The organism is Cupriavidus sp. H18C2 (assembly GCF_049393795.1).
GTDB lineage: Bacteria > Pseudomonadota > Gammaproteobacteria > Burkholderiales > Burkholderiaceae > Cupriavidus > Cupriavidus pauculus_C.
In genome coordinates this window covers 604,405-623,512 of the sequence record NZ_CP186011.1, presented here as the reverse complement: position 1 = coordinate 623,512, position 19,108 = coordinate 604,405, and the positions used below count along the sequence as shown (strand labels likewise).

The 19,108-nt window shown below is 68.8% G+C and carries 16 protein-coding genes; 6 read left to right on the top strand and 10 right to left on the bottom strand.

What is annotated here, in order from left to right:
* Positions 1-3 precede the first annotated feature (3 nt).
* From EPAKOI_RS19325 to EPAKOI_RS19305, 5 genes are all read right to left on the bottom strand, one after another.
* Positions 4-852 carry a BON domain-containing protein gene (locus EPAKOI_RS19325; RefSeq protein ID WP_423194333.1) on the bottom strand — a complete coding sequence of 283 codons (849 nt, stop codon included), beginning with the start codon at positions 850-852 and terminating at the stop codon, positions 4-6.
* Between the two features lie 164 nt (positions 853-1,016).
* Positions 1,017-2,390: an MFS transporter gene (locus EPAKOI_RS19320; protein ID WP_423194541.1), complete on the bottom strand. Its 1,374-nt coding sequence runs from the start codon at positions 2,388-2,390 to the stop codon at positions 1,017-1,019.
* A gap of 306 nt (positions 2,391-2,696) precedes the next feature.
* The gene (locus EPAKOI_RS19315; RefSeq protein WP_423194332.1) at positions 2,697-3,122 is read right to left on the bottom strand and encodes a short-chain fatty acid transporter; all 426 of its coding nucleotides are present in this window, start codon (positions 3,120-3,122) and stop codon (positions 2,697-2,699) included.
* Between the two features lie 101 nt (positions 3,123-3,223).
* The gene (locus tag EPAKOI_RS19310; RefSeq protein ID WP_124686648.1) at positions 3,224-3,751 is read right to left on the bottom strand and encodes a winged helix-turn-helix transcriptional regulator; all 528 of its coding nucleotides are present in this window, start codon (positions 3,749-3,751) and stop codon (positions 3,224-3,226) included.
* 192 nt (positions 3,752-3,943) lie between these two features.
* The gene (locus EPAKOI_RS19305; RefSeq protein WP_124686649.1) at positions 3,944-5,101 is read right to left on the bottom strand and encodes a porin; all 1,158 of its coding nucleotides are present in this window, start codon (positions 5,099-5,101) and stop codon (positions 3,944-3,946) included.
* Between the two features lie 284 nt (positions 5,102-5,385).
* On the opposite strand from EPAKOI_RS19305, the gene EPAKOI_RS19300 reads away from it, so the two are divergent.
* The gene (locus EPAKOI_RS19300; RefSeq protein ID WP_124686650.1) at positions 5,386-6,159 is read left to right on the top strand and encodes a TetR/AcrR family transcriptional regulator; all 774 of its coding nucleotides are present in this window, start codon (positions 5,386-5,388) and stop codon (positions 6,157-6,159) included.
* 50 nt (positions 6,160-6,209) lie between these two features.
* Here EPAKOI_RS19300 and uvrA read toward each other — a convergent pair whose 3' ends face one another.
* Positions 6,210-12,092, bottom strand: a complete 5,883-nt coding sequence (gene uvrA, locus EPAKOI_RS19295) for an excinuclease ABC subunit UvrA (protein ID WP_423194540.1) — start codon at positions 12,090-12,092, stop codon at positions 6,210-6,212.
* 243 nt (positions 12,093-12,335) lie between these two features.
* On the opposite strand from uvrA, the gene EPAKOI_RS19290 reads away from it, so the two are divergent.
* Positions 12,336-12,596 (top strand): type II toxin-antitoxin system RelE family toxin, encoded by a 261-nt coding sequence (locus EPAKOI_RS19290; RefSeq protein ID WP_124686652.1) that lies wholly within the window; start codon positions 12,336-12,338, stop codon positions 12,594-12,596.
* Positions 12,593-13,006 carry a helix-turn-helix domain-containing protein gene (locus tag EPAKOI_RS19285; RefSeq protein WP_124686653.1) on the top strand — a complete coding sequence of 138 codons (414 nt, stop codon included), beginning with the start codon at positions 12,593-12,595 and terminating at the stop codon, positions 13,004-13,006. The genes EPAKOI_RS19290 and EPAKOI_RS19285 overlap by 4 nt, the downstream gene beginning before the upstream one ends.
* Here EPAKOI_RS19285 and msrA read toward each other — a convergent pair.
* A complete protein-coding gene (gene msrA / locus EPAKOI_RS19280; RefSeq protein ID WP_124686654.1) occupies positions 12,969-13,475 on the bottom strand; it encodes a peptide-methionine (S)-S-oxide reductase MsrA in 507 nt (168 codons plus the stop codon). The genes EPAKOI_RS19285 and msrA overlap by 38 nt on opposite strands.
* Before the next feature lie 68 nt (positions 13,476-13,543).
* On the opposite strand from msrA, the gene EPAKOI_RS19275 reads away from it, so the two are divergent.
* Positions 13,544-14,143 (top strand): uracil-DNA glycosylase family protein, encoded by a 600-nt coding sequence (locus EPAKOI_RS19275; protein ID WP_423194331.1) that lies wholly within the window; start codon positions 13,544-13,546, stop codon positions 14,141-14,143.
* A 10-nt stretch (positions 14,144-14,153) separates the two neighbouring features.
* Here the strand turns inward: EPAKOI_RS19275 and EPAKOI_RS19270 are convergent, their stop codons facing one another.
* Together EPAKOI_RS19270 and EPAKOI_RS19265 are read right to left on the bottom strand one after the other, a co-directional pair.
* Positions 14,154-14,624: an Lrp/AsnC family transcriptional regulator gene (locus EPAKOI_RS19270; RefSeq protein WP_124686656.1), complete on the bottom strand. Its 471-nt coding sequence runs from the start codon at positions 14,622-14,624 to the stop codon at positions 14,154-14,156.
* An 80-nt stretch (positions 14,625-14,704) separates the two neighbouring features.
* Entirely contained in the window at positions 14,705-15,175 is a 471-nt protein-coding gene (locus EPAKOI_RS19265) for an Lrp/AsnC family transcriptional regulator (protein ID WP_124686657.1), read from the bottom strand.
* 168 nt (positions 15,176-15,343) lie between these two features.
* Between EPAKOI_RS19265 and EPAKOI_RS19260 the strand changes: the two genes are divergently transcribed.
* Entirely contained in the window at positions 15,344-15,625 is a 282-nt protein-coding gene (locus tag EPAKOI_RS19260) for an AsnC family transcriptional regulator (protein ID WP_423194330.1), read from the top strand.
* Here the strand turns inward: EPAKOI_RS19260 and EPAKOI_RS19255 are convergent.
* Positions 15,614-16,549, bottom strand: a complete 936-nt coding sequence (locus tag EPAKOI_RS19255; RefSeq protein ID WP_313836744.1) for a LysR family transcriptional regulator — start codon at positions 16,547-16,549, stop codon at positions 15,614-15,616. The genes EPAKOI_RS19260 and EPAKOI_RS19255 overlap by 12 nt on opposite strands.
* 115 nt (positions 16,550-16,664) lie before the next feature.
* Between EPAKOI_RS19255 and metE the strand changes: the two genes are divergently transcribed.
* Entirely contained in the window at positions 16,665-19,055 is a 2,391-nt protein-coding gene (gene metE, locus EPAKOI_RS19250) for a 5-methyltetrahydropteroyltriglutamate--homocysteine S-methyltransferase (RefSeq protein WP_423194329.1), read from the top strand.
* Positions 19,056-19,108 lie beyond the last annotated feature (53 nt).

Here is a 19,108-nt window from a genome sequence, read left to right as displayed (position 1 = left end):
CCGCTATTCCGATGCCAGCACGCCGTACGGGCGCACGTGCAACTGGTTGACGACGTCGGACACGCCATAGGTATCGTCGACGATGTCCTCGATCTCGTACTTCATGCGCCGGTTGTCCACCGAGCCTGTCAGCGTGACCACGCTGCCGGTCACCGTCACCGTGACATCGCTGACGTCCACGGTCGGGGCGTGGGTCAGGCGCTCGCAGACTTCCTCGCGCACCCGCTCGTCCGAGCGCGTGTAGTTCTTCGGTCCGGCCTGCCGCCCGCCGTACGGACGCTGCGACTCGCCGCCATAGGCGTACGGGCCTCGGCCCTGCACGGCGTCGCCGGTGCGCGGGCGTTGGCGGAAATTGCGGCCCGCCCGCACGCCGTAGTCCTCGTAACCGGTTTCATAGCCGCCGCGGGTGCCTGCCCAGCGCTCGTCGCTGTCGCGCGACGGGTTGCGCGCCGACGAACGCGATGCGGCGTCGTAGCCATCCTCGTAGCCGCTGCTGTATGCGCTGACGTAGCCGGGGCTGTGCGGCGAGCTTTCGTCGCGCGATTCCTGGTAGGTGGAGCGGCCCGGGTAGTACACCGTGCCGCTGCGTGACCGCCATCCGCCGCTCAACTGCGCCGTGCGGCCCTGCCGCCACGCGCCTCGGCTGCGCGGGTCCTCGTCGCGGCCGCGCGTGTCGCCGTTGTCGTAGGCGTCATAGGGATTGCGTTCGGTGGCGTTGCCATAGCGGCCTGCGGACAGGTCACGGTCGCGCCAGTTTCGATCGTCGCCAGGCACGTGGCCATAGCCCTCCTCATAGCCTCCGTAGCGCTGATCGGGCCTGCGGCGACGTCCGTAGTCGTCTGATCGGTTCATTGCCTTGCCTCCGTGTAGCTGGGGCGATACGCCCCGATACCCGGGATGCGGGCAAGTTTCATACCGATGCGCCAGCCCATGAAAAATGGCGCCCGGGCCACGGGCGCCATGCACAATCTACAAGGTCTGCGCGCAGGTCTTGCCCCTGCCGTCCGCCTTGGTCGTCAGGATGACTTGCCGGCGCCCTGCATGGCCGCGCTGTCCGCGCTCTGCGGCGTGACCAGCCGCAGCCAGCTTGCGACGGCTGCCGCGGCGGCGAACCCGGCGCCCAGGCCGAGCGCCAGCGTCGGGCCATGCGCGCCGGCGATGCCGAACGACAGCGCCACCAGTGCCGCACCAGTCGCCTGTCCCAGCAGCCGCGCCGTGGCCACCACGCCGCTTGCGCCGCCGGACCGCTCGCGCGGCGCGCTGGCCATCAGCGCCTTGAGGTTCGGCGACTGGAAGAAGCCAAAGCCGGCGCCGCAGATCGCCATCCGGATGCCGATGTTCAGCACGCTGGCGTCGGCCGGCATCATCGCCAGCGACGCCATGCCGGCCGCCATGATCGCCAGCCCGATGCCGCCCAGCAGCCCCGGCGGATAGCGGTCCGACAGCCGCCCGGCAATCGGCGCCATCAGCGCCACCACGGCCGACCACGGCGTGAGCAGGAAGCCGGTTTCCACCGGGTTACGGCCCAGCACGTGCTCGAAATAGAACGGCAAGGACACGAACGCCAGCCCCTGGGCCGCGAACGAGCAGACGGCGGTGGCCGTGGACAGCGCGAACATCGGCCGCTTGAGCAGGTCCACGGGCAGCATCGGCGCCGGATGGCCGCGCTCGCGGCGCAGCAGCAGGCCGAAGGCAATCACGAACACGGCGGCCGCGGCCACCACGTATTGCACCGGCTCGCGCTGCACGCCCTCGCCCAGCGCGAAGATCAGCGCGGCGAACGTGATGGCGTTGAGCACGGCCGCCACGGGGTCAAAGCGGTGCTGGCTGCGCTTGGTCTCCGGCAGCGACGGCCACGCCATGAACAGCGCCAGCAGCCCGATCGGCAGGTTGACGGCGAACAGCCACGGCCACGAGCCAAATGACAGGATGACCGACGCCACGGTCGGCCCGACCGCGAACGACACGCCCACGATGAGCGCGTTGAGGCCCACGCCGCGCCCCAGCCGGTGGATCGGAAAGATCGCGCTGATCAGCGCCGTGTTGACGCTCATGACGGCCGCCGCGCCAATACCCTGCAGCAGCCGCGCGGCCGCCAGCGTCGGCAGCGACCACGCCATCGCGCAGATCACAGACGAGACGATGAACACGATGACGCCGCCGATGTAGATGCGCCGGTGGCCGACCACGCCGCCCAGCGCCGCGAACGGCAGCAGCGTGGCCACCATCGCGAGCTGGTAGGCGTTGATGATCCAGACCGACGCCGCCGGCGTGCTGTTCAGGTCGGCCGCGATGTTCGGCAGCGCGGTGTTGGCGATGGCCGTGTCCAGCGTGGCCAGCGACACGGCAATCATGATCGCGGCCATCGCGCGCTTCTCGCGCGGGGTCATCGGGGAGTCGGCGGGTGGCACGGCGGCTTGGGCAGGCTGGCTGGCGGGGCTGGTCACGATATCGATCCGGGGGCGGCTGGTACGACGGACGGCGGCGTGAATGACGCGGCAATCATTGCGCAGTCAAGCATCGCCAGATCGAGACGATACGCCAAAACGCCAAGGCTTGCTCGGGCGCAAATCGGGACGGGGGGATCGGTCGGACGGAACCGGCGGGGCCGGGCGGGATCGGCCATGCAACATGGCCGGCGCTCCGTCGGGAACGCCGGCCAACATCGTGGAACCGGAAAGAAACGAATGCCCGGCCTAGTGCGGGCCGTAGCGCATCTGGACGTCGTCCACGCGCTGCGTGCGGACGTTGTAGAGGCAGGTGTAGCGGAAGCCCATTGCTTCCTCGCTGGCATCGGGTTCGAAGGTACCCTCGCCGCTCACGGCTGTCTGGTTGACGGTCTGCTGGGTGATGCGTTCGCGGTCCGGCATCATCATGACGCTGCCCGGCTGCGGGTAGCGCATCTTGACCGCGTCGGCCACGCGCTTTTCGCAGGCGTTGCCGGCGGCTTCCAGCTGCGCGCGGCTGAAGCCGCCCTGGGACGGCGTGGTGATCGTCGCGGGCGCCGTCGGCTGGGTGCGCGGCGGCTGCGGTGGCGGCATCGGGGTGCTGGCACAGCCGGCCAGCCAGGCGGCCGTCAGCAAGGCTGCGGCGGTGAGAAAGGGGGTCGGGAAGCGAGGCATCAGGTCTATCCGGAGTCGGCGGGAAACCGTCGGAGGACGGGCTGCAGGTCCTTGGACTCTATGCCAGAAATGCTTTTGGAGCAACCTGGCAGCCGCCCGGCTCAGGCCGCCGGTACCTTGGCCGCCGCCGGACTGGCCATGTGCGAAGCCGCCGACGAGAGCCGGTCGCGCGTACGATCGTCGGCCGCCGGGCCGGCGCGCATGACGTGGCGCTTGCCCATCTGCAGCGGTTCGCCGGTGGCCGCATCCACCAGCAGCGGCTCCACCACCTTGCCGGTCTCGCGGTCGACGATCTGCACGCTGGCACCCTCGGGCGCGAAATTGCGGTTGCCCCAGGCCAGCAGCGCCAGCAGCACGGGCCGGAAGTCGCGTCCGCAGTCGGTCAGCACGTATTCATAGCGCGGCGGGCGTTCCGAGTACTGGCGCTTTTCCAGCAGGCCCTCCTCGACCAGCCCGTTGAGCCGCCGCGTCAGCATGTTCGGCGCAATGTCGAGATTGCGCTGAAATTCGTCGAAGCGCTTCGTGCCGTAGAACGCATCGCGCAGGATCAGAATGCTCCACCACTCGCCCACGCGCTCCAGGCTGCGGGCGATGGGGCATTGCAGGTTGCGGAATGTCTTGCGTTGCATGGTGTTCGGACCTTTTTTGCGCCTGTGCGATGCCGATGATACGCATCTTTCGCCGCCAGCCCGCCAAAGCACCTGCCCGTCGTGATGAAAAAAGGCGCCGCACCCGATAGGCTGCGGCGCCGCAATGCCTGCGCGTCGTGGAGTTCGCGCCGGCCCCTCGCCTGGCGTTGGCGGCCCGGGCCCCGGGCGCGGTCAGAAGATGTGGCGCATGCCCAGCGAAATGCCAAGCTGGCCGCTGGCATCGGGCGTCTTGTAGTAGACCTGCGACGTCGACGGCAGGTAGCCGACCGACTGGCCGTTGGGCAGGTACGAGATGTTGTCCCAGTTCAGCGACGCATTGCGCGCGTAGTTGACCGCGAAGAACACGTCGGTGCGCTTGGACAGGCTGTAGTCGGCCAGCGCCAGGTACTGCTGCGGGTTCTTCGGATTGGTCGACACGCCGTTGATGCGCGCCGCCTTGATGTCGTCGTAGTAGTAGGCCAGCGTCAGACGCAGCGCCGCCGACGCGTCCCAGCTCACGCCGGCCCAGTACATGTCGTCGCGATGGGGCAGCAGCGTGGGCGTGCCCGTGGCCGGCGCCACCGAATTGCCCCAGCGATAGCCCGCCACCATCTTGACCGGCCCCAGCCGGTAGCTGCCGCCCACCATGGCGCGCATGTCGCGGCCGTGGTCGTTGGATCCCGACGTGCCGGCCGCCTGCGCCGTGTTCAGCGTCTTGACCTCGTCATAGGCCGCCGCCAGCCCCAGCGGCCCGGCGTTGTACTGCAGGCCCACGCCGTAGGCCGAGCCGGCCGCGAACGTGCCCGAGCGTTCGCCGAACGACCAGTGGGCCATCGCCGTGACCGGGCCGAACGTGCCCTGGTACTGGACCATGTTGTTCTCGCGGAAGTTCGGGCCGGCGATGCCCACCACCGGCTCGAATTCCGGCGCGTACGCCACCGGCGTGAAGCTGCCCATCGTCAGGAACGCGGACGTGTACTGGCGCCCGAACGTCAGCTTGCCCCAGGGGTTCTGCACGCCCACGAACGCCTGGCGGCCGAACAGCAGCCCGCCGTTGCCCAGCCGGCCGTCGTCGGCGTTGAACTGGTTTTCCAGCACGAACAGGCTCTTCAGGCCACCGCCCAGGTCTTCCACGCCGCGCAGGCCGAAACGTGACTGCGCGATGCCCGACGAGTTCATGAACACGGCGGAGCCGCTGCCCGGCGCCAGCACGCCATTGCTCGTGTTCTGGACGTGGTTAACGTACTGGATGCTGGTGGTCACGACGCCATAGAGCGTCACGGACGATTGGGCCCAGGCGGCTGGCGCCAGCAGCGCGCCGGCGACAGCGGCGAACAGCGTCTTCTTCATTGTTTGTGGTTCCGAGAGGGAGTGGCTGATGGCGCCAGTGGTCTCCTCCGTCCGGCGCCCGACGCACGGCCGTTGCCGGCCGCATTCCGCCGGATTAATCCCTTGTATTAATCCGGCATGGACGCAGGCTAATGGCATCCGGCGGTTCAGATAGCTAGGGCTTTCCCGAAGCGGGTATGAAATTGAAGGAATTACGATGCGGATCAGATGTCGGACATCCGCTTTTTCCGTATCCTTGCGAAGCTTTCATTTCGATAACGACAAGCCTCCACGCAAAGCCCCCCATGAAGCTCAAGCAAGCGCGCGCCCTGATCGCCGACGAGCCCCGTACCCCGGCCGCCCCCCGGCCGCGCCGCGCGGCGCCAGCCGAGACGGCCCCGGCCGACGACGCCACGGCGCCCGACAGCCGCGACGGGCTGACCGACACCGCGCGGCGCATCCTGGAGATCGCCGAGCGGCTGTTTGCGGAGCAAGGGGTGGAGCAGGTGCCGCTACGGCAGATCGTGGTGGAAAGCGGCCAGCGCAACCGGTCCGCCCTGCACTATCACTTTGGTTCGCGCGAGGCGCTGGTCAGCCACCTGCTGAACCGGCGGCTGCACCAGGTCAACGAGATCCGCCACCGCTACCTGGACGCGCTGGAAGGCCGCGGGCAGCCCATCGACATCCACGGCGTGGTGCAAGCCACCATCCGCCCGCTGGTCGACGTGGTCCTGCACACGGACTGGGGCACCCACTACCTGCAGGTGCTGGCGCAGACCACGTTCAGCCCCGGCCTGCTCAACAAGGGCCTGGTCGACAAGACGGCCATGAGCGCGCTGTACCGCGTGCGCGAGCACGTGTACGGCCTGCTGCCGGACGTGCCGCGGCCCGTCATGAAGCTGCGGCTGATCTGGTTCATGGACACGGTGGTCTATTCGCTCGCCCACTGGGTGCGCGAGCGCGGCAAGCGCGTGCGCAGCGATCCGCCGGTGGAGGAACTGGTCGACTTCTGCGCGGCGGCGCTGGCCGGGCCACGGCCGCCGCCATCGCCACCGGGCAGGCCGGCGCGGACGCGCTAGCCGCCCACGCCCACCCGCACTCGTCCCGCCCGCCCGGCGACCGCTGCCGGTCAGCCCGCCGCGCGCGCCGCGTCCGGTGCGTCCGGCGCCGTGCGTGCCAGCACCGGCACCAGCGCGGCCCCGGTGTGGCTGGCCTTGATGCGCGCCAGCGCCTCGGGATCGGCCGATCCGACGATGGTGCCGCCCTGCGCGCCGCCTTCCGGCCCCAGGTCGATGATCCAGTCGGCCTCGGCAATCACGTCGAGGTCGTGCTCGATCACCACCACGCTGTGGCCGCCATCGGTCAGCCGGTGCAGCACGCGGATCAGCCGCGCCACGTCGGCCATGTGCAGGCCCACGGTGGGCTCGTCCAGCACGTAGAGCGTGTGCGGCGCCTTCTGGCCGCGCCGCGTGATGTCGTCGCGCACCTTCGACAGCTCGGTGACCAGCTTGATCCGCTGCGCCTCGCCGCCGGACAGCGTTGGCGACGGCTGGCCCAGCGTCAGGTAGCCCAGCCCCACGTCCTTCATCAGCTGCAGCGGATGCGCGATCTGCGTGATGGCGGCGAAGAACGCCACGGCCTCGTCGATCTCCATCGTCAGCACGTCGCCAATGTTCTTGCCGCGCCACGTCACCGCCAGCGTCTCCGGGTTGAAGCGCTGGCCATGGCAGACGTCGCACGGCACCTTCACATCGGGCAGGAAGCTCATGCCGATGGTGCGCACGCCCTGGCCCTCGCAGGCCGGGCAGCGCCCCTCGCTGGTATTGAACGAGAACCGCGACGCGCTGTAGCCGCGCGCCTTGGCCTCCAGCGTCTCCGCGAACAGCTTGCGGATCGCGTCCCAGACGCCGATATAGGTGGCCGGGCACGAGCGCGGCGTCTTGCCGATCGGCGTCTGGTCCACTTCGAGCACGCGGTCGATCGATTCCCAGCCGCTGATGGCCTCGCAGCCATGCCAGGCATGGGCCACGCTGAGTTGCCGGGTCGCCGTCGGCTTGCCGGCCTTTTCAGCCGCCGCGCGGGCGCGGCGCGTGGCCGGCGACGACATCACCGAGCGGCCCACCGCATCCAGCAGGTTGGTCATCAGCACGTCGCGCGCCAGCGTGGACTTGCCCGACCCCGACACGCCGGTGATGGCCACCAGGCGTCCAAGCGGAATGCGGGCCGTCACGTCGCGCAGGTTGTGCAGGTGCGCGCCGTGCACGGTCAGCCATTGCGCGGGCTCGGCTTCCTTGCCGGCCCGGGCAGGCCGTACCGGCCGGCGCGGCTGCAGCGGGTGGATCATCGGCCGGGCCAGGAAGCGGCCAGTCGTGGAATCGGGCGCCGCCGCCAGCGCGGCCACGCCACCCTGGGCCACCAGGTTGCCGCCGCGCTTGCCCGCGCCGGGGCCGATGTCGATGATGTGGTCAGCGCGCCGGATCGTGTCCTCGTCATGCTCCACCACCACCAGCGTGTTGCCCTTGTCCCCCAGCTTGCGCAGGGCGTCGAGCAGGATCTGGTTGTCGCGCGGATGCAGGCCGATGGTCGGCTCGTCCAGCACGTAGCAGACACCCTGCAGGTTGCTGCCAAGCTGCGCGGCCAGCCGGATCCGCTGCGCCTCGCCGCCGGACAGGCTCGGCGCGGCACGGTCCAGGCTCAGGTAGCCCAGCCCCACCTCCTCCAGGAACTGCAGGCGGCTGGCGATCTCGGTCACCACGTCGCGGGCGATCTCGGCGTCGCGGCCCGTCAGCCGCAGGCCGTCGACCCAGCGCCGGGTGTCCGATACGGTCCACTGCGCCACGTCGGTAATCGCGTTGGTGTCGAAGGTCACAGCCCGCGCCACGTCGTTCAGGCGCGTGCCGCCGCAGTCCGGACATGGCGTATCGGCCACGCCTTCGGGCTCCTGCTCCTCCGACGGCAGCGTCTGCTCGCGGCCGCGGTCGTCGCCACCCACCACGGTGTCGTCGTAGGCCGCGCGCTGCTCGCCGGTCAGCGCCAGCCCGGTGCCCACACAGGTGCCGCACCAGCCGTGCTTGCTGTTGTACGAGAACATGCGCGGATCGAGTTCCGGATAGCTCGTGCCGCAGACCGGACAGGCGCGCTTGGTCGAAAACACCACCGTCTCGCACTCGTGCGTGGTGCCGCACTGCATCGCGTCGCTCAGGCCGTCCAGCGGGGCCAGCAGGTGCATCACGCCCTTGCCGGCTTCCAGCGTCTGGTCCAGCAGCGCGCGCAGCGCCGCCTCGTTATCTGGCGAAACGACGATGTCGCCGACCGGCAGCTCGATCGTGTGCTCGCGGAAGCGGTCCAGCCGCGGCCACGGGTCCACGGGCAGGAATTCGCCGTCGACGCGCAGGTGCGTATTGCCGCGCGCCTTGGCCCACTTGGCCAGGTCGGTATAGACGCCCTTGCGGTTGACCACCAGCGGCGCCAACAGGCCCACGTGCTGGCCGCGATAGTTGCGCAGCAGTTGCGCGGCAATCGACGCCGGGCTCTGCGACGTCACCGGCGCGCCGTCGTGCACGCAATGCTGGATGCCCAGCTTGACGTAGAGCAGGCGCAGGAAGTGCCAGACCTCGGACGTCGTCGCCACGGTACTCTTGCGCCCGCCGCGCGACAGCCGCTGCTCGATGGCCACCGTCGGGGGGATGCCATAGACCGCGTCCACCTCCGGGCGGCCCGCCGGCTGCACGATCGACCGTGCATAGGCGTTCAGCGATTCCAGGTAGCGCCGCTGACCTTCGTGGAACAGGATGTCGAACGCCAGCGTCGACTTGCCCGACCCGGACACGCCGGTGATGACGTTGAACTTGCCATGTGGGATATCGACGTTCAGCGCCTTGAGGTTGTGCTCATGAGCGTTGACGATGCGCACCACGCCCTCGCCTTCCACGGCGCGGCGCGCCTGGGCCGCTTGCACCGCCGCCTGCAGCGGCAGGCCGTGGCGGGCCTGTTCCTCGCGCTCCGCCGCCAGCGTGCCGGCCTCGCCTAGCGCCTGGTCGTAGGCCACCAGCGCGTGCCCGGTATGCGAGTCCGGGCAGCCCTTGACCGTCCCGGGCGTGCCCACGCACAGCACCTGCCCACCGGCGTCGCCGCCTTCCGGGCCCAGGTCGATGATCCAGTCCGACGCGCGGATCACATCCAGGTTGTGCTCGATCACGATCAGCGAGTGGCCGCCGTCCAGCAGCTTGCCGAACGCCCGCATCAGCTTGGCGATATCGTCGAAATGCAGGCCGGTGGTCGGTTCGTCGAACATGAACAGCCGCTTCGGCAGCACCACGGCCTTGCGGTTCTTTGCCGGCTGGGCGGCGGCCGTCTCGGCCAGGAAGCCGGCCAGCTTCAGGCGCTGGGCCTCGCCGCCCGACAGCGTCGGCACGGGCTGGCCCAGCTTCACGTACTCCAGGCCCACGTCGGCAATCGGCGCCAGCACGCGCAGCACGGCGCCGTCGCCCTCGAACAGCGCCGTGGCCTCGCTGACGGTCAGCTCCAGCACGTCGGCCACGCTCAGCAGGCGCGGCGCCTGTCCGCGCGCGGCGCGCTCGATCTTGACCTCCAGCACTTCGGCGCGATAGCGGGTGCCGTCGCAGTCCGGGCAACGCAGGTAGACGTCGGACAGGAACTGCATCTCCACGTGCTCGAAGCCCGAGCCGCCGCAGGTGGGGCATCGGCCATCGCCTGAGTTGAAGCTGAACGTGCCGGCCGTGTAGCCGCGCTGCAGCGCCAGCGGCGCCTTGGCGAACAGCTTGCGGATCTCGTCGAACGCGCCCACGTAGCTGGCCGGGTTGGACCGCGCGGTCTTGCCGATCGGCGACTGGTCGACGAACACGACGTCATCGACCAGCTCGGCCCCGGCCAGGTCGCGGAACGCGCCCGGCGACTCGGTGGCCTTGCCGAAATGGCGGGCCATCGCCGGGTAGAGCACGTCCTGCAGCAGCGTGGACTTGCCCGAGCCCGACACGCCCGTCACGCAGACCAGCCGGTTCAGCGGAATCTCGACCGTCACGTCCTTGAGGTTGTGCTCCGTCGCGCCTTCCAGCCGCAGGCGCGGGGTGCCGTCGTCCACGGGGCGCAGCTGCCAGTCCGTGGCGTCGGTCACGCGCCGGCGGCCACCCAGGTAGTCGCCGGTCAGCGTCGGCTCGCCGCGGATGGTCTCGGGTGTGCCGTCGAAGATGATCGACCCGCCGCGCTCGCCGGGGCCGGGGCCCATGTCGATCAGGCGGTCGGCGGCCAGCATGACCGACGGGTCGTGCTCCACCACCACAAGCGTGTTGCCCGCGTCGCGCAGCCGGTGCATCGCCTCGACAATGCGGTTCAGGTCGCGCGGATGCAGGCCGATGCTGGGCTCGTCGAGCACGAACAGCGTGTTGACCAGCGACGTGCCCAGCGCGGTCGTCAGGTTGATCCGCTGCACCTCGCCGCCGGACAGCGTGCGGCTCTGGCGGTCCAGCGTCAGGTAGCCCAGGCCCACGTCGCACAGGTACTTGAGCCGCGTGCGCACTTCGGCCAGCAGCAGCTTGAGCGCGTCGTCCAGCAGCGCGGTGGGCAGCGTCAAGTCGTCGAAGAAGCGCCGGATACGCGCGATCGGCATCAGCATCAGGTCGTGCACGGTCAGGCCCGGCAACGATTCGAGCTGGCTGCGGTTCCAGTCCACGCCACGCGGCAGGAAGCGGCCGGCCGGCGCCAGCACGGCGTCGGCGTTGTCCCGGCTGCCCAGGCGCCACAGCAGCGCCTCGGTCTTGAGCCGGGCGCCGCCGCAGGTCTCGCACGGCGTGTAGCTGCGGTACTTCGACAGCAGCACGCGGATGTGCATCTTGTACGCCTTCGACTCCAGGTAGTTGAAGAAGCGCATCACGCCGTACCACTGCTTGTTCCACTGGCCCGTCCAGTCCGGCGATCCGTGGATGACCCAGTGCTGCTCGGCCTCGGTAAGCTGGTTCCACGGCAGGTCGCGCGGGATGCCGGCCTTGGCGGCGTAGCGCATCAGGTCGTCCTGGCACTCCTTCCAGGCCGGCGTCTGCATCGGCTTGATCGCGCCGTCGCGCAGCGACTTGCGGCCGTCGGGGATCACCAGGCCCAGGTCCACGCCGATGACGCGCCCGAAGCCGCGGCACGTTTCGCAGGCGCCATAGGCCGAGTTGAACGAGAACAGCGCCGGCTGCGGATCGGCGTAGCGGATGTCGCTCTCGGGGCTGTGCAGGCCCGTGGAGAACTTCCAGACCGGGCCCTCGCCGTCATCGATCACCACGTTCACGCTGACCCGCCCGCCGCCGCGCTTCAGCGACGCCTCGATGGCCTCCACGGCGCGGGCTTTTTCCACGTTGCCGATGCGGAAGCGGTCTGCCACCACGTCCAGCACCTTGCGCCGGCCCGTGGGCGATTCCACGATCCGCTGGCCGTGCACGCGGGTATAGCCGCTGACCGACAGCCACTGCGCCACCTCGTCCTCGGTGGCCGACTCCGGCAGTTCCACCGGAAACGTGACCACCAGCCGCGCATCGGCAAACGGCTGCCCGGCCGCGGTGCGGGCCTGCAGCTCGGCGTAGATGGTCTCGGGGGAATCGTGGCGCACCGGCAGCGCGCTCTGCTTGTCGAACAGCTCGGCCGCGCGGGCGTAGAGCAGCTTCAGGTGATCGTTCAGCTCCGTCATCGTGCCGACCGTGGAGCGCGAGCTGCGCACCGGGTTGGTCTGGTCGATGGCGATGGCGGGCGGCACGCCGTCCACCTTGTCCACCTGCGGACGGTCCATGCGGTCCAGGAACTGGCGCGCATAGGCGCTGAAGGTCTCGACGTAGCGACGCTGGCCTTCGGCGTACAGGGTGTCGAACACGAGGCTCGACTTGCCCGACCCGGACGGCCCCGTCACGACGGTCATCTGCCCCGTGCGCAGGTCCAGATCAATGTTCTTGAGATTGTGCTGACGGGCGCCGCGAATGCGAATGGTGCCGGAATCTGACAATTTCTTGCCTCGAATCAGTAGGTTGGAAGCGAAACCTGAAGTGTTGCATGCACTTGGCTGCGCAGGGCTCCGGAGGCGGAGGTGCCGTAACTATACTGTATAAACGTACAGCCTTCCTGACAGCCAGCAGACAATTCTGATTCTGGCGCCGAGGGATGGACGCGCCGCCGAACCGTCCGCTACATTGCCCTCGACCGTCAAGCCGCCCCCCGGATACAGCAAACTTTGTTTGCAATGAATTAGCTTTATGCTAACCTCGGGATGCAGCACACGATCGACTTCACCAGACAGGCTACACAGCAGTTGTTGGCGATGCCACGAAACATTGCCGCCAACATCCGCGCCAAGATCGACTTGCTGGCGGCCAATCCGTACGCGCCGAACCAGAACGTCAGGAAACTTGCGGGCCGGGATGCCTTCCGGCTCCGCGTGGGCGACTGGCGCGTCGTGTACAGGATCGAGGCCGGGCAACTGGTGATCGTGGTGCTGACCGTCAAATCCCGTGGGAGTGCCTATTCATGAACGCCATCCAATTCATCGAGCGTGACGGCCAACGCGAGTACGCGATCGTGCCGATCGACATCTGGGAGCGGGTCCGCGAACTCGTCGAGGATGCCGAAGACGTGCTGCTTCACGACGCCGCCGTGGCGGCCGACGACGGCTTTCGCGTGCCGTCCGCCGTGGTGGACGCGCTGCTGGCCGGCGACCATCCGGTCAAGGCGTGGCGCATGCACCGCCGCCTGACCCAGGACGCGCTGGCCACGGCCGCCGGCCTCAGCAAGCCCTACCTGAGCCAGATCGAAACCCGCAAGCGCGACGGCAGCGTGGACGTGCTGCGGGCCCTGGCCACGGCGCTCGGGGTGCCGCTCGACGCGCTGGTCGAGCGCCCGGCGGCTAGCCCTGCTGCGGCAGCTTCCAGCCCGGCCGGATGAAGTGGCAGGTATAGCCGTTGGGAATCCGTTCCAGATAGTCCTGATGCTCGGGCTCCGCTTCCCAGAACGGGCCGGCCGGCACGATCTCCGTGACGACCTTGCCGGGCCAGAGGCCCGACGCGTTCACGTCGGCCACGGTCTGCTCGGCCACGCGCTTCTGGGCGTCGTCGCGGTAGAAGATGGCCGAGCGGTAGCTGGTGCCGACGTCGTTGCCCTGCCGGTTCCGCGTGGTCGGATCGTGGATCTGGAAGAAGAATTCGAGGATCTGGCGGTAGCTGATCTGGCCGGGATCGAACACGATCTCGATCCCCTCCGCATGGGTGCCGTGGTTGCGGTACGTGGCATTGGGCACGTCGCCGCCGGTATAGCCCACGCGCGTGGTCAGCACGCCGGGGTAGCGGCGCAGCAGGTCCTGCATGCCCCAGAAGCAGCCGCCGGCCAGGATCGCGGTTTCGGTTTGTGTCGTCATGGTCGTGTTCCATCGCAATGCATCGAGCCTCGTAATATACGCACACGCCACGGAATCCGCTTGCCACGATGAAGTCCCCCCACCGCGCCCAAGGTGTCATCGCGTCCCTGCGGCGCGAGATTGCCGATTGCACCCACTGCGCCGCCGATCTGGCCGCCGGGCCGCGCCCGGTGCTGCAGTTCAGCGCCACCGCCCGCATCCTTGTCATCGGCCAGGCGCCGGGATCGCGCGTGCATGCCAGCGGCGTGCCGTTCGACGATCCCAGCGGCGACCGCCTGCGCGACTGGATGGGCATCGACAAGGACACGTTCTACGACGCGTCGCGCGTCGCCATCATGCCGATGGGGTTCTGCTATCCGGGCAAGGGCAGGAGCGGCGACCTGCCGCCCCGCAAGGAGTGCGCGCCGCGCTGGCATGCGCGCGTGCTGGAATGCCTGCCCGCTGACCGTCTGACGCTGCTGGTCGGCAGCTACGCGCAGGCCGCCTATCTGCCGACGCCGGCCGGGACGTCGATGACAGCCCAGGTGGAGGACTTCCGGCGCCACGGGCCGGGCGTATTCCCGCTGCCCCACCCGTCGTGGCGGGTCGTGATGTGGATGCGTCAGCACCCGTGGTTCGAAGCCGAGCTGTTGCCCGCGTTGCGGGCGGCGGTGCAGGCGCGGCTGTAGGCCGGCCCGGTCAGCCCAGCGGCAGCGCCGTGCTGTACAGCACCTGCTTGAGCGCGAAGCTGGAGCGGATGTTGGCCACGCCGGGAATGCGCGTGATGTGGTCGATGATCAGCCGTTCCAGCGCTTCCACGTCCGGCACCACCACGCGCAGCAGGTAGTCGGCGTCGCCCGACATCAGGTAGCACTCCATCACCTGCGGCAGCGCCCCGATCTTGCGCTCGAACGTGTCCAGCGTCTCACGCCGCTGCTTGTCCAGCGACACCGAGATAAAGACCACCACCTTGAGACCCAGCCGCCGCGCGTCCAGCAACGTCACCCGCCGCGAAATCACGCCGATCTTCTCCAGCCGCTTGACGCGCGCCAGGCAAGGCGACGGGGACAGGTTGATGCGGCTGGCCAGCTCGACGTTGGTCAGGCTGCCGTCACGCTGCAGTTCGCCCAGGATCCGGATATCCGTGGCGTCGAGGTCGATGTCCAGCATGATTGGCTTGTGGGAAGGGAGGTGGTCAGCATTCTATGCTGCTGATATCGGGATGAACAGTGCCGCCCGCCGCCCCGGGCTCACGGCTGGACCGACGGCTCGCGCTTCAGCGTCCGCAACACGAACGTCGAGTGGCTGTGCCGCAGGCCGGGCAGCTTGTAGAGCTTGTGGCGCAGGAACTCCTCGTAGCCCTCGGTGCCGGCCACCGCCACCTTGATCAGGTAGTCGTACTCGCCCGTCAGCAGGTGGGCTTCCAGCACTTCGGGCAATTCGGCCAGCGCCTCGCCAAAGCGGTGAAGCATGTCGTCGTCATGTCGATCCAACGTCACTTCGATCAATACCGTGTCGGGCAGGCCCAGCGCCTTCTGGTTCAGCAGCGCCGCGTAGCCGCTGATGACCCCGGCATCTTCCAGGGCCTTCACGCGGTTCCAGCAAGGCGTGGCGGACAGGCCGACGCGCTCGGCCAGCTTGGCGTTCGAAATCCGTCCATCCCGGCGCAGTTCGCGCAGGATGCGGCGGTCCATGTCATCGAGTTTGGGAACGTTTGTCACGAGGTTGTCGGCAAGGAAAAAAGAATTCTCCGTAAATATACGCCGAACCACGCATTCCTTCTCCATTTCGAATCAGAATGGAGAAAATTCAGAAGCCCATTCCGCCGCCCGGCTGGTAGATTTACCGGACACCTAGCGAATCACTTCGCGCCACGAACCGGACCCGCCATGCCTGCCCTGCACCTTTCCCTGCAACTCGACAATGCCGACATCTTCGGCAGCCTGGAATGGGTATTGGCCAACGCCCGTCGCACCGGCCTGTCGCTCGCGCAAATGCATTTCGACGCCAGCCGGGCCAATGCCGTGCGGCTGCACTGCGCGGCGCCGGCCGCGGAACTGCTCGAACTGTTCGTGCGTCGGGTGGCCCACGGCGTGGACCTGGACATCGTCGATGCGGAATTTTCTGACGATGTCGATGCCGCCGAGGCCAAGGAGCCGCTAGCCGCCTGACGGCCCGGCGTCGTCCAGCAGCTCGATGCCGTCCAGCTCGGCCGCGCACGTTTCGCGCACGATCGACACGAAATCGCCCACGTACGGCCGGTCCGCCATCGCCACCGGCAGCACGGCATAGAGCTCGCTCCACAGGCCCTTGGCGCCGATGCGCTTGGCCAGCACGTAGTCGTGATCGACGTAGTTCTTGACGCCCCAGTTGGGCAGCGCGGCCACGCCGCGGCGGCTGGCCACCAGTTGCAGCACCGCCACGGTCAGCTCGGCCGTGCGCCGTTCCAGGTGGATGCCGGCCGGCTCCAGCACCTCGCGGATCAGGTCGATGCGGGTTTCGGGCACCGGGTAGGTAATCAGCGTCTCGCCCGCCAGGTCGGCAGCCTCGATGCGCCGCTTGTTGCGCAGCCGGTGCTCGTTGGCGATGACCGCCAGGATCTCGAAACGGAACAGCGGCGCCACCGCCAGCCCGCGCTTGGACGGCGGCTTCGACCCGATCACCATGTCCGCCTTGCCCTGCGCCAACAGCGCCAGCGGATCGGCATGAAAGCCGGCCACGAGGTCGATTTCGACTTCGGGCCATCGGCGTCGGAATTCGTCCATTACGGGCATCAGCCAGTCGAAGCAGGTGTGGCACTCCAGCACCACGCGCAGTTCGCCCCGGGTATCGCTCTTCAGGCGCAGCAGGTCGCGCTCGGCGGCGCTGATGGCGGCCAGCGCCTCGCGCGCCAGCGCCAGCAGCCGTTCCCCGGCCGGCGTGAAGCGCAGCCCTTGCCGCGTGCGATCGAACAGCGCCATGCCGTAGTGCGCCTCGATGGCCTTGATCTGGTGCGACAACGCCGACTGGCTCACATGCACGCGCTCGGCGGCCGTGGCGAGCTTGCCCGAATCGGCAATGGCCACCAGCGACCGGAAATGCCGGACCTCGATCATCGCCCCACCCCTGTGACTTGAATGAAATTCATACTTTGTTTAAAACATCTCGCTTGATTCATTCTAGCCGGGAATCGACACTGTGCGCCACGACAGACATCACCGGAGCACAGGCATGGCACAGACACACGTTTTGGGATTTCCGCGCATCGGCGCACGGCGCGAGTTGAAGTTCGCGCAAGAAGCGTTCTGGCGCGGCGAGACCTCGGAGGCCGCCCTGCGCGAAACCGGCGCCACGCTGCGCCGCCGCCACTGGCAGTTGCAGGCCGATGCCGGGCTGGCCACGGTCGCGGCCGGCGACTTTGCCTGGTACGACCAGATGCTGGGGCTGACCACGCTGCTGGGCGCCCTGCCCGCCCGCTTCGGCTTCGATGCCGCCGCGCTGACGCTGGCGCAGTACTTCGCGCTGGCCCGCGGCAACGCCGAGCAGCCGGCCATGGAAATGACCAAGTGGTTCGATACCAACTACCACTACATCGTCCCGGAACTGGACGCCGACAGCAGGTTTGATGGCGGCACGACGTGGTTCTTCGACGACATCGACGAGGCGCTGGCGCAGGGCCTGCCGGTGCGTCCGGCGCTGATCGGGCCGGTGACCTACCTGTGGCTGTCCAAGTCCCACGTGGCCGGATTCGACCGCCTGACGCTGCTGCCGAAGGTGGTGGCAGCGTATCGGCGCATCCTGTCGCAACTGCACGCCCGCGGCATCGAATGGGTCCAGATCGACGAGCCCGCGCTGTGCCTGGACCTGCCGCCCGCCTGGCGCGACGCCTACGACCACGCCTACGCGGCGCTGGCCGATAGCGGCGTCAAGCTGCTGCTGGCGACCTACTTCGACACCGCCGAGGACCACGCCGCCCGCGTGGCCACGCTGCCGGTCCACGGCTTTCATATCGATCTCGTGCGCGCCCCGCAGCAACTGCCGGCGTGGCTGGCCGTGCTGCCGGCCACGGCCGTGCTGTCGGCCGGTGTGATCGACGGCCGCAACATCTGGCGCGCCGACCTGCGCAAGGTGCTGGCCACGGTGGCGCCGCTGCACGCGAGGCTGGGCGACCGGCTCTGGCTGGCGCCGTCCTGCTCGCTGCTGCACGTGCCGGTGTCGCTGGACGCCGAGACGCGGCTCGATCCCGAACTCCGAAGCTGGCTGGCCTTCGCCACCGAGAAGCTCGACGAGTTGCACACGCTGTCCACCGCGCTCGTGCATGGCGAGGCCGCCGTGGCGGACAAGCTGGCCGCCGCCGATGCCGCGCTGGCATCGCGCCGCACCTCGCGCCGCGTGGTGAACCAGCAGGTACAGAAGCGCCTGGCCGCCGTGACGGCCGACATGGCCGAGCGCGCCAGCCCGTTCGACCATCGCATCGTGCGGCAACGCGACGCGCTGAAGCTGCCGCCGCTGCCCACCACGACGATCGGATCGTTCCCGCAGACGCCCGCCATCCGCCAGACCCGCGCCGCCTACAAGCGCGGCGACATCGGCGCGCTGGAGTATCTGGAACGCATTCGCGGCGAGATCGAGCTGGCCGTGCGCAAGCAGGAGGCGCTGGGCCTGGACGTGCTGGTCCACGGCGAGGCCGAGCGCAACGACATGGTCGAGTACTTCGGCGAGCAGCTTTGCGGCTATGCGTTCACCGAGAACGGCTGGGTGCAGAGCTACGGCTCGCGCTGCGTCAAGCCGCCCGTGATCTTTGGCGACGTCTACCGGCCGGAGCCGATGACCGTCGACACCGCTCGCTTCGCCCAGTCGCTGACCGACAAGCCGATGAAGGGCATGCTGACCGGCCCCGTGACGATGCTGCAGTGGTCGTTCGTGCGCGACGACCAGCCGCGCGCGCAGACCGCCCGCCAACTGGCGCTGGCCATCCGCGACGAGGTGTGCGACCTGGAAGCGGCCGGTATCCGCGTGATCCAGATCGACGAACCGGCGCTGCGCGAGGGGCTGCCGCTACGGCAGGCGGACTGGACCGCGTACCTGGAGTGGGCGGTCCAGGCGTTCCGGCTGTCGGCGTCGGGCGTGGGCGACGCAACGCAGATCCACACCCACATGTGCTACGCCGAGTTCAACGACATCCTGCCCGCCATCGCCGCGATGGACGCCGACGTGATCACGATCGAGACCTCGCGCTCGGCCATGGAACTGCTGGAAGGCTTTGGCGCGTTCGACTACCCGAACGAGATCGGGCCGGGCGTCTACGACATCCATTCGCCGCGCGTGCCAACCGTGGCCGCCATGACCCGGCTGCTGGAGCGCGCCTGCGAGGTGATTCCGCCGGAACGGCTGTGGGTCAACCCCGACTGCGGACTGAAGACGCGCGGCTGGCCCGAGACAGAAGCAGCCCTGGCCAACATGGTCAGCGCGGCCCGCGCGCTGCGGCAGACGCTGGCCGGACAGGCGGGCACCCAGTGGAAGCGCGCCAGCCGGCCGGCGGCGGGCGTGGCGCATGCCGCCGGCAGCCATGTGCACGGCGCCGCCTGCGGGCCGTCGTGCGCCGGGCAGGCGGCGCTGTAGGCCGACGCAAACCGGCTGAGCTTATGCGCTGAAGCGCACGTTGCGTCGCTGTG

Excerpts from the sequence above, each read along its gene's own strand:
- EPAKOI_RS19270 (WP_124686656.1), bottom strand. The coding sequence starts at position 14,624 with ATGCTGGACATCGACCTCGACGCCACGGATATCCGGATCCTGGGCGAA.
- EPAKOI_RS19300 (WP_124686650.1), top strand. The coding sequence starts at position 5,386 with ATGAAGCTCAAGCAAGCGCGCGCCCTGATCGCCGACGAGCCCCGTACC.
- EPAKOI_RS19305 (WP_124686649.1), bottom strand. The coding sequence starts at position 5,101 with ATGAAGAAGACGCTGTTCGCCGCTGTCGCCGGCGCGCTGCTGGCGCCA.
- EPAKOI_RS19275 (WP_423194331.1), top strand. The coding sequence starts at position 13,544 with ATGAAGTCCCCCCACCGCGCCCAAGGTGTCATCGCGTCCCTGCGGCGC.
- EPAKOI_RS19255 (WP_313836744.1), bottom strand. The coding sequence starts at position 16,549 with ATGATCGAGGTCCGGCATTTCCGGTCGCTGGTGGCCATTGCCGATTCG.
- msrA (WP_124686654.1), bottom strand. The coding sequence starts at position 13,475 with ATGACGACACAAACCGAAACCGCGATCCTGGCCGGCGGCTGCTTCTGG.
- EPAKOI_RS19325 (WP_423194333.1), bottom strand. The coding sequence starts at position 852 with ATGAACCGATCAGACGACTACGGACGTCGCCGCAGGCCCGATCAGCGC.
- EPAKOI_RS19290 (WP_124686652.1), top strand. The coding sequence starts at position 12,336 with ATGCAGCACACGATCGACTTCACCAGACAGGCTACACAGCAGTTGTTG.
- metE (WP_423194329.1), top strand. The coding sequence starts at position 16,665 with ATGGCACAGACACACGTTTTGGGATTTCCGCGCATCGGCGCACGGCGC.
- EPAKOI_RS19315 (WP_423194332.1), bottom strand. The coding sequence starts at position 3,122 with ATGCCTCGCTTCCCGACCCCCTTTCTCACCGCCGCAGCCTTGCTGACG.
- EPAKOI_RS19260 (WP_423194330.1), top strand. The coding sequence starts at position 15,344 with ATGCCTGCCCTGCACCTTTCCCTGCAACTCGACAATGCCGACATCTTC.
- EPAKOI_RS19320 (WP_423194541.1), bottom strand. The coding sequence starts at position 2,390 with ATGACCCCGCGCGAGAAGCGCGCGATGGCCGCGATCATGATTGCCGTG.
- EPAKOI_RS19285 (WP_124686653.1), top strand. The coding sequence starts at position 12,593 with ATGAACGCCATCCAATTCATCGAGCGTGACGGCCAACGCGAGTACGCG.
- EPAKOI_RS19310 (WP_124686648.1), bottom strand. The coding sequence starts at position 3,751 with ATGCAACGCAAGACATTCCGCAACCTGCAATGCCCCATCGCCCGCAGC.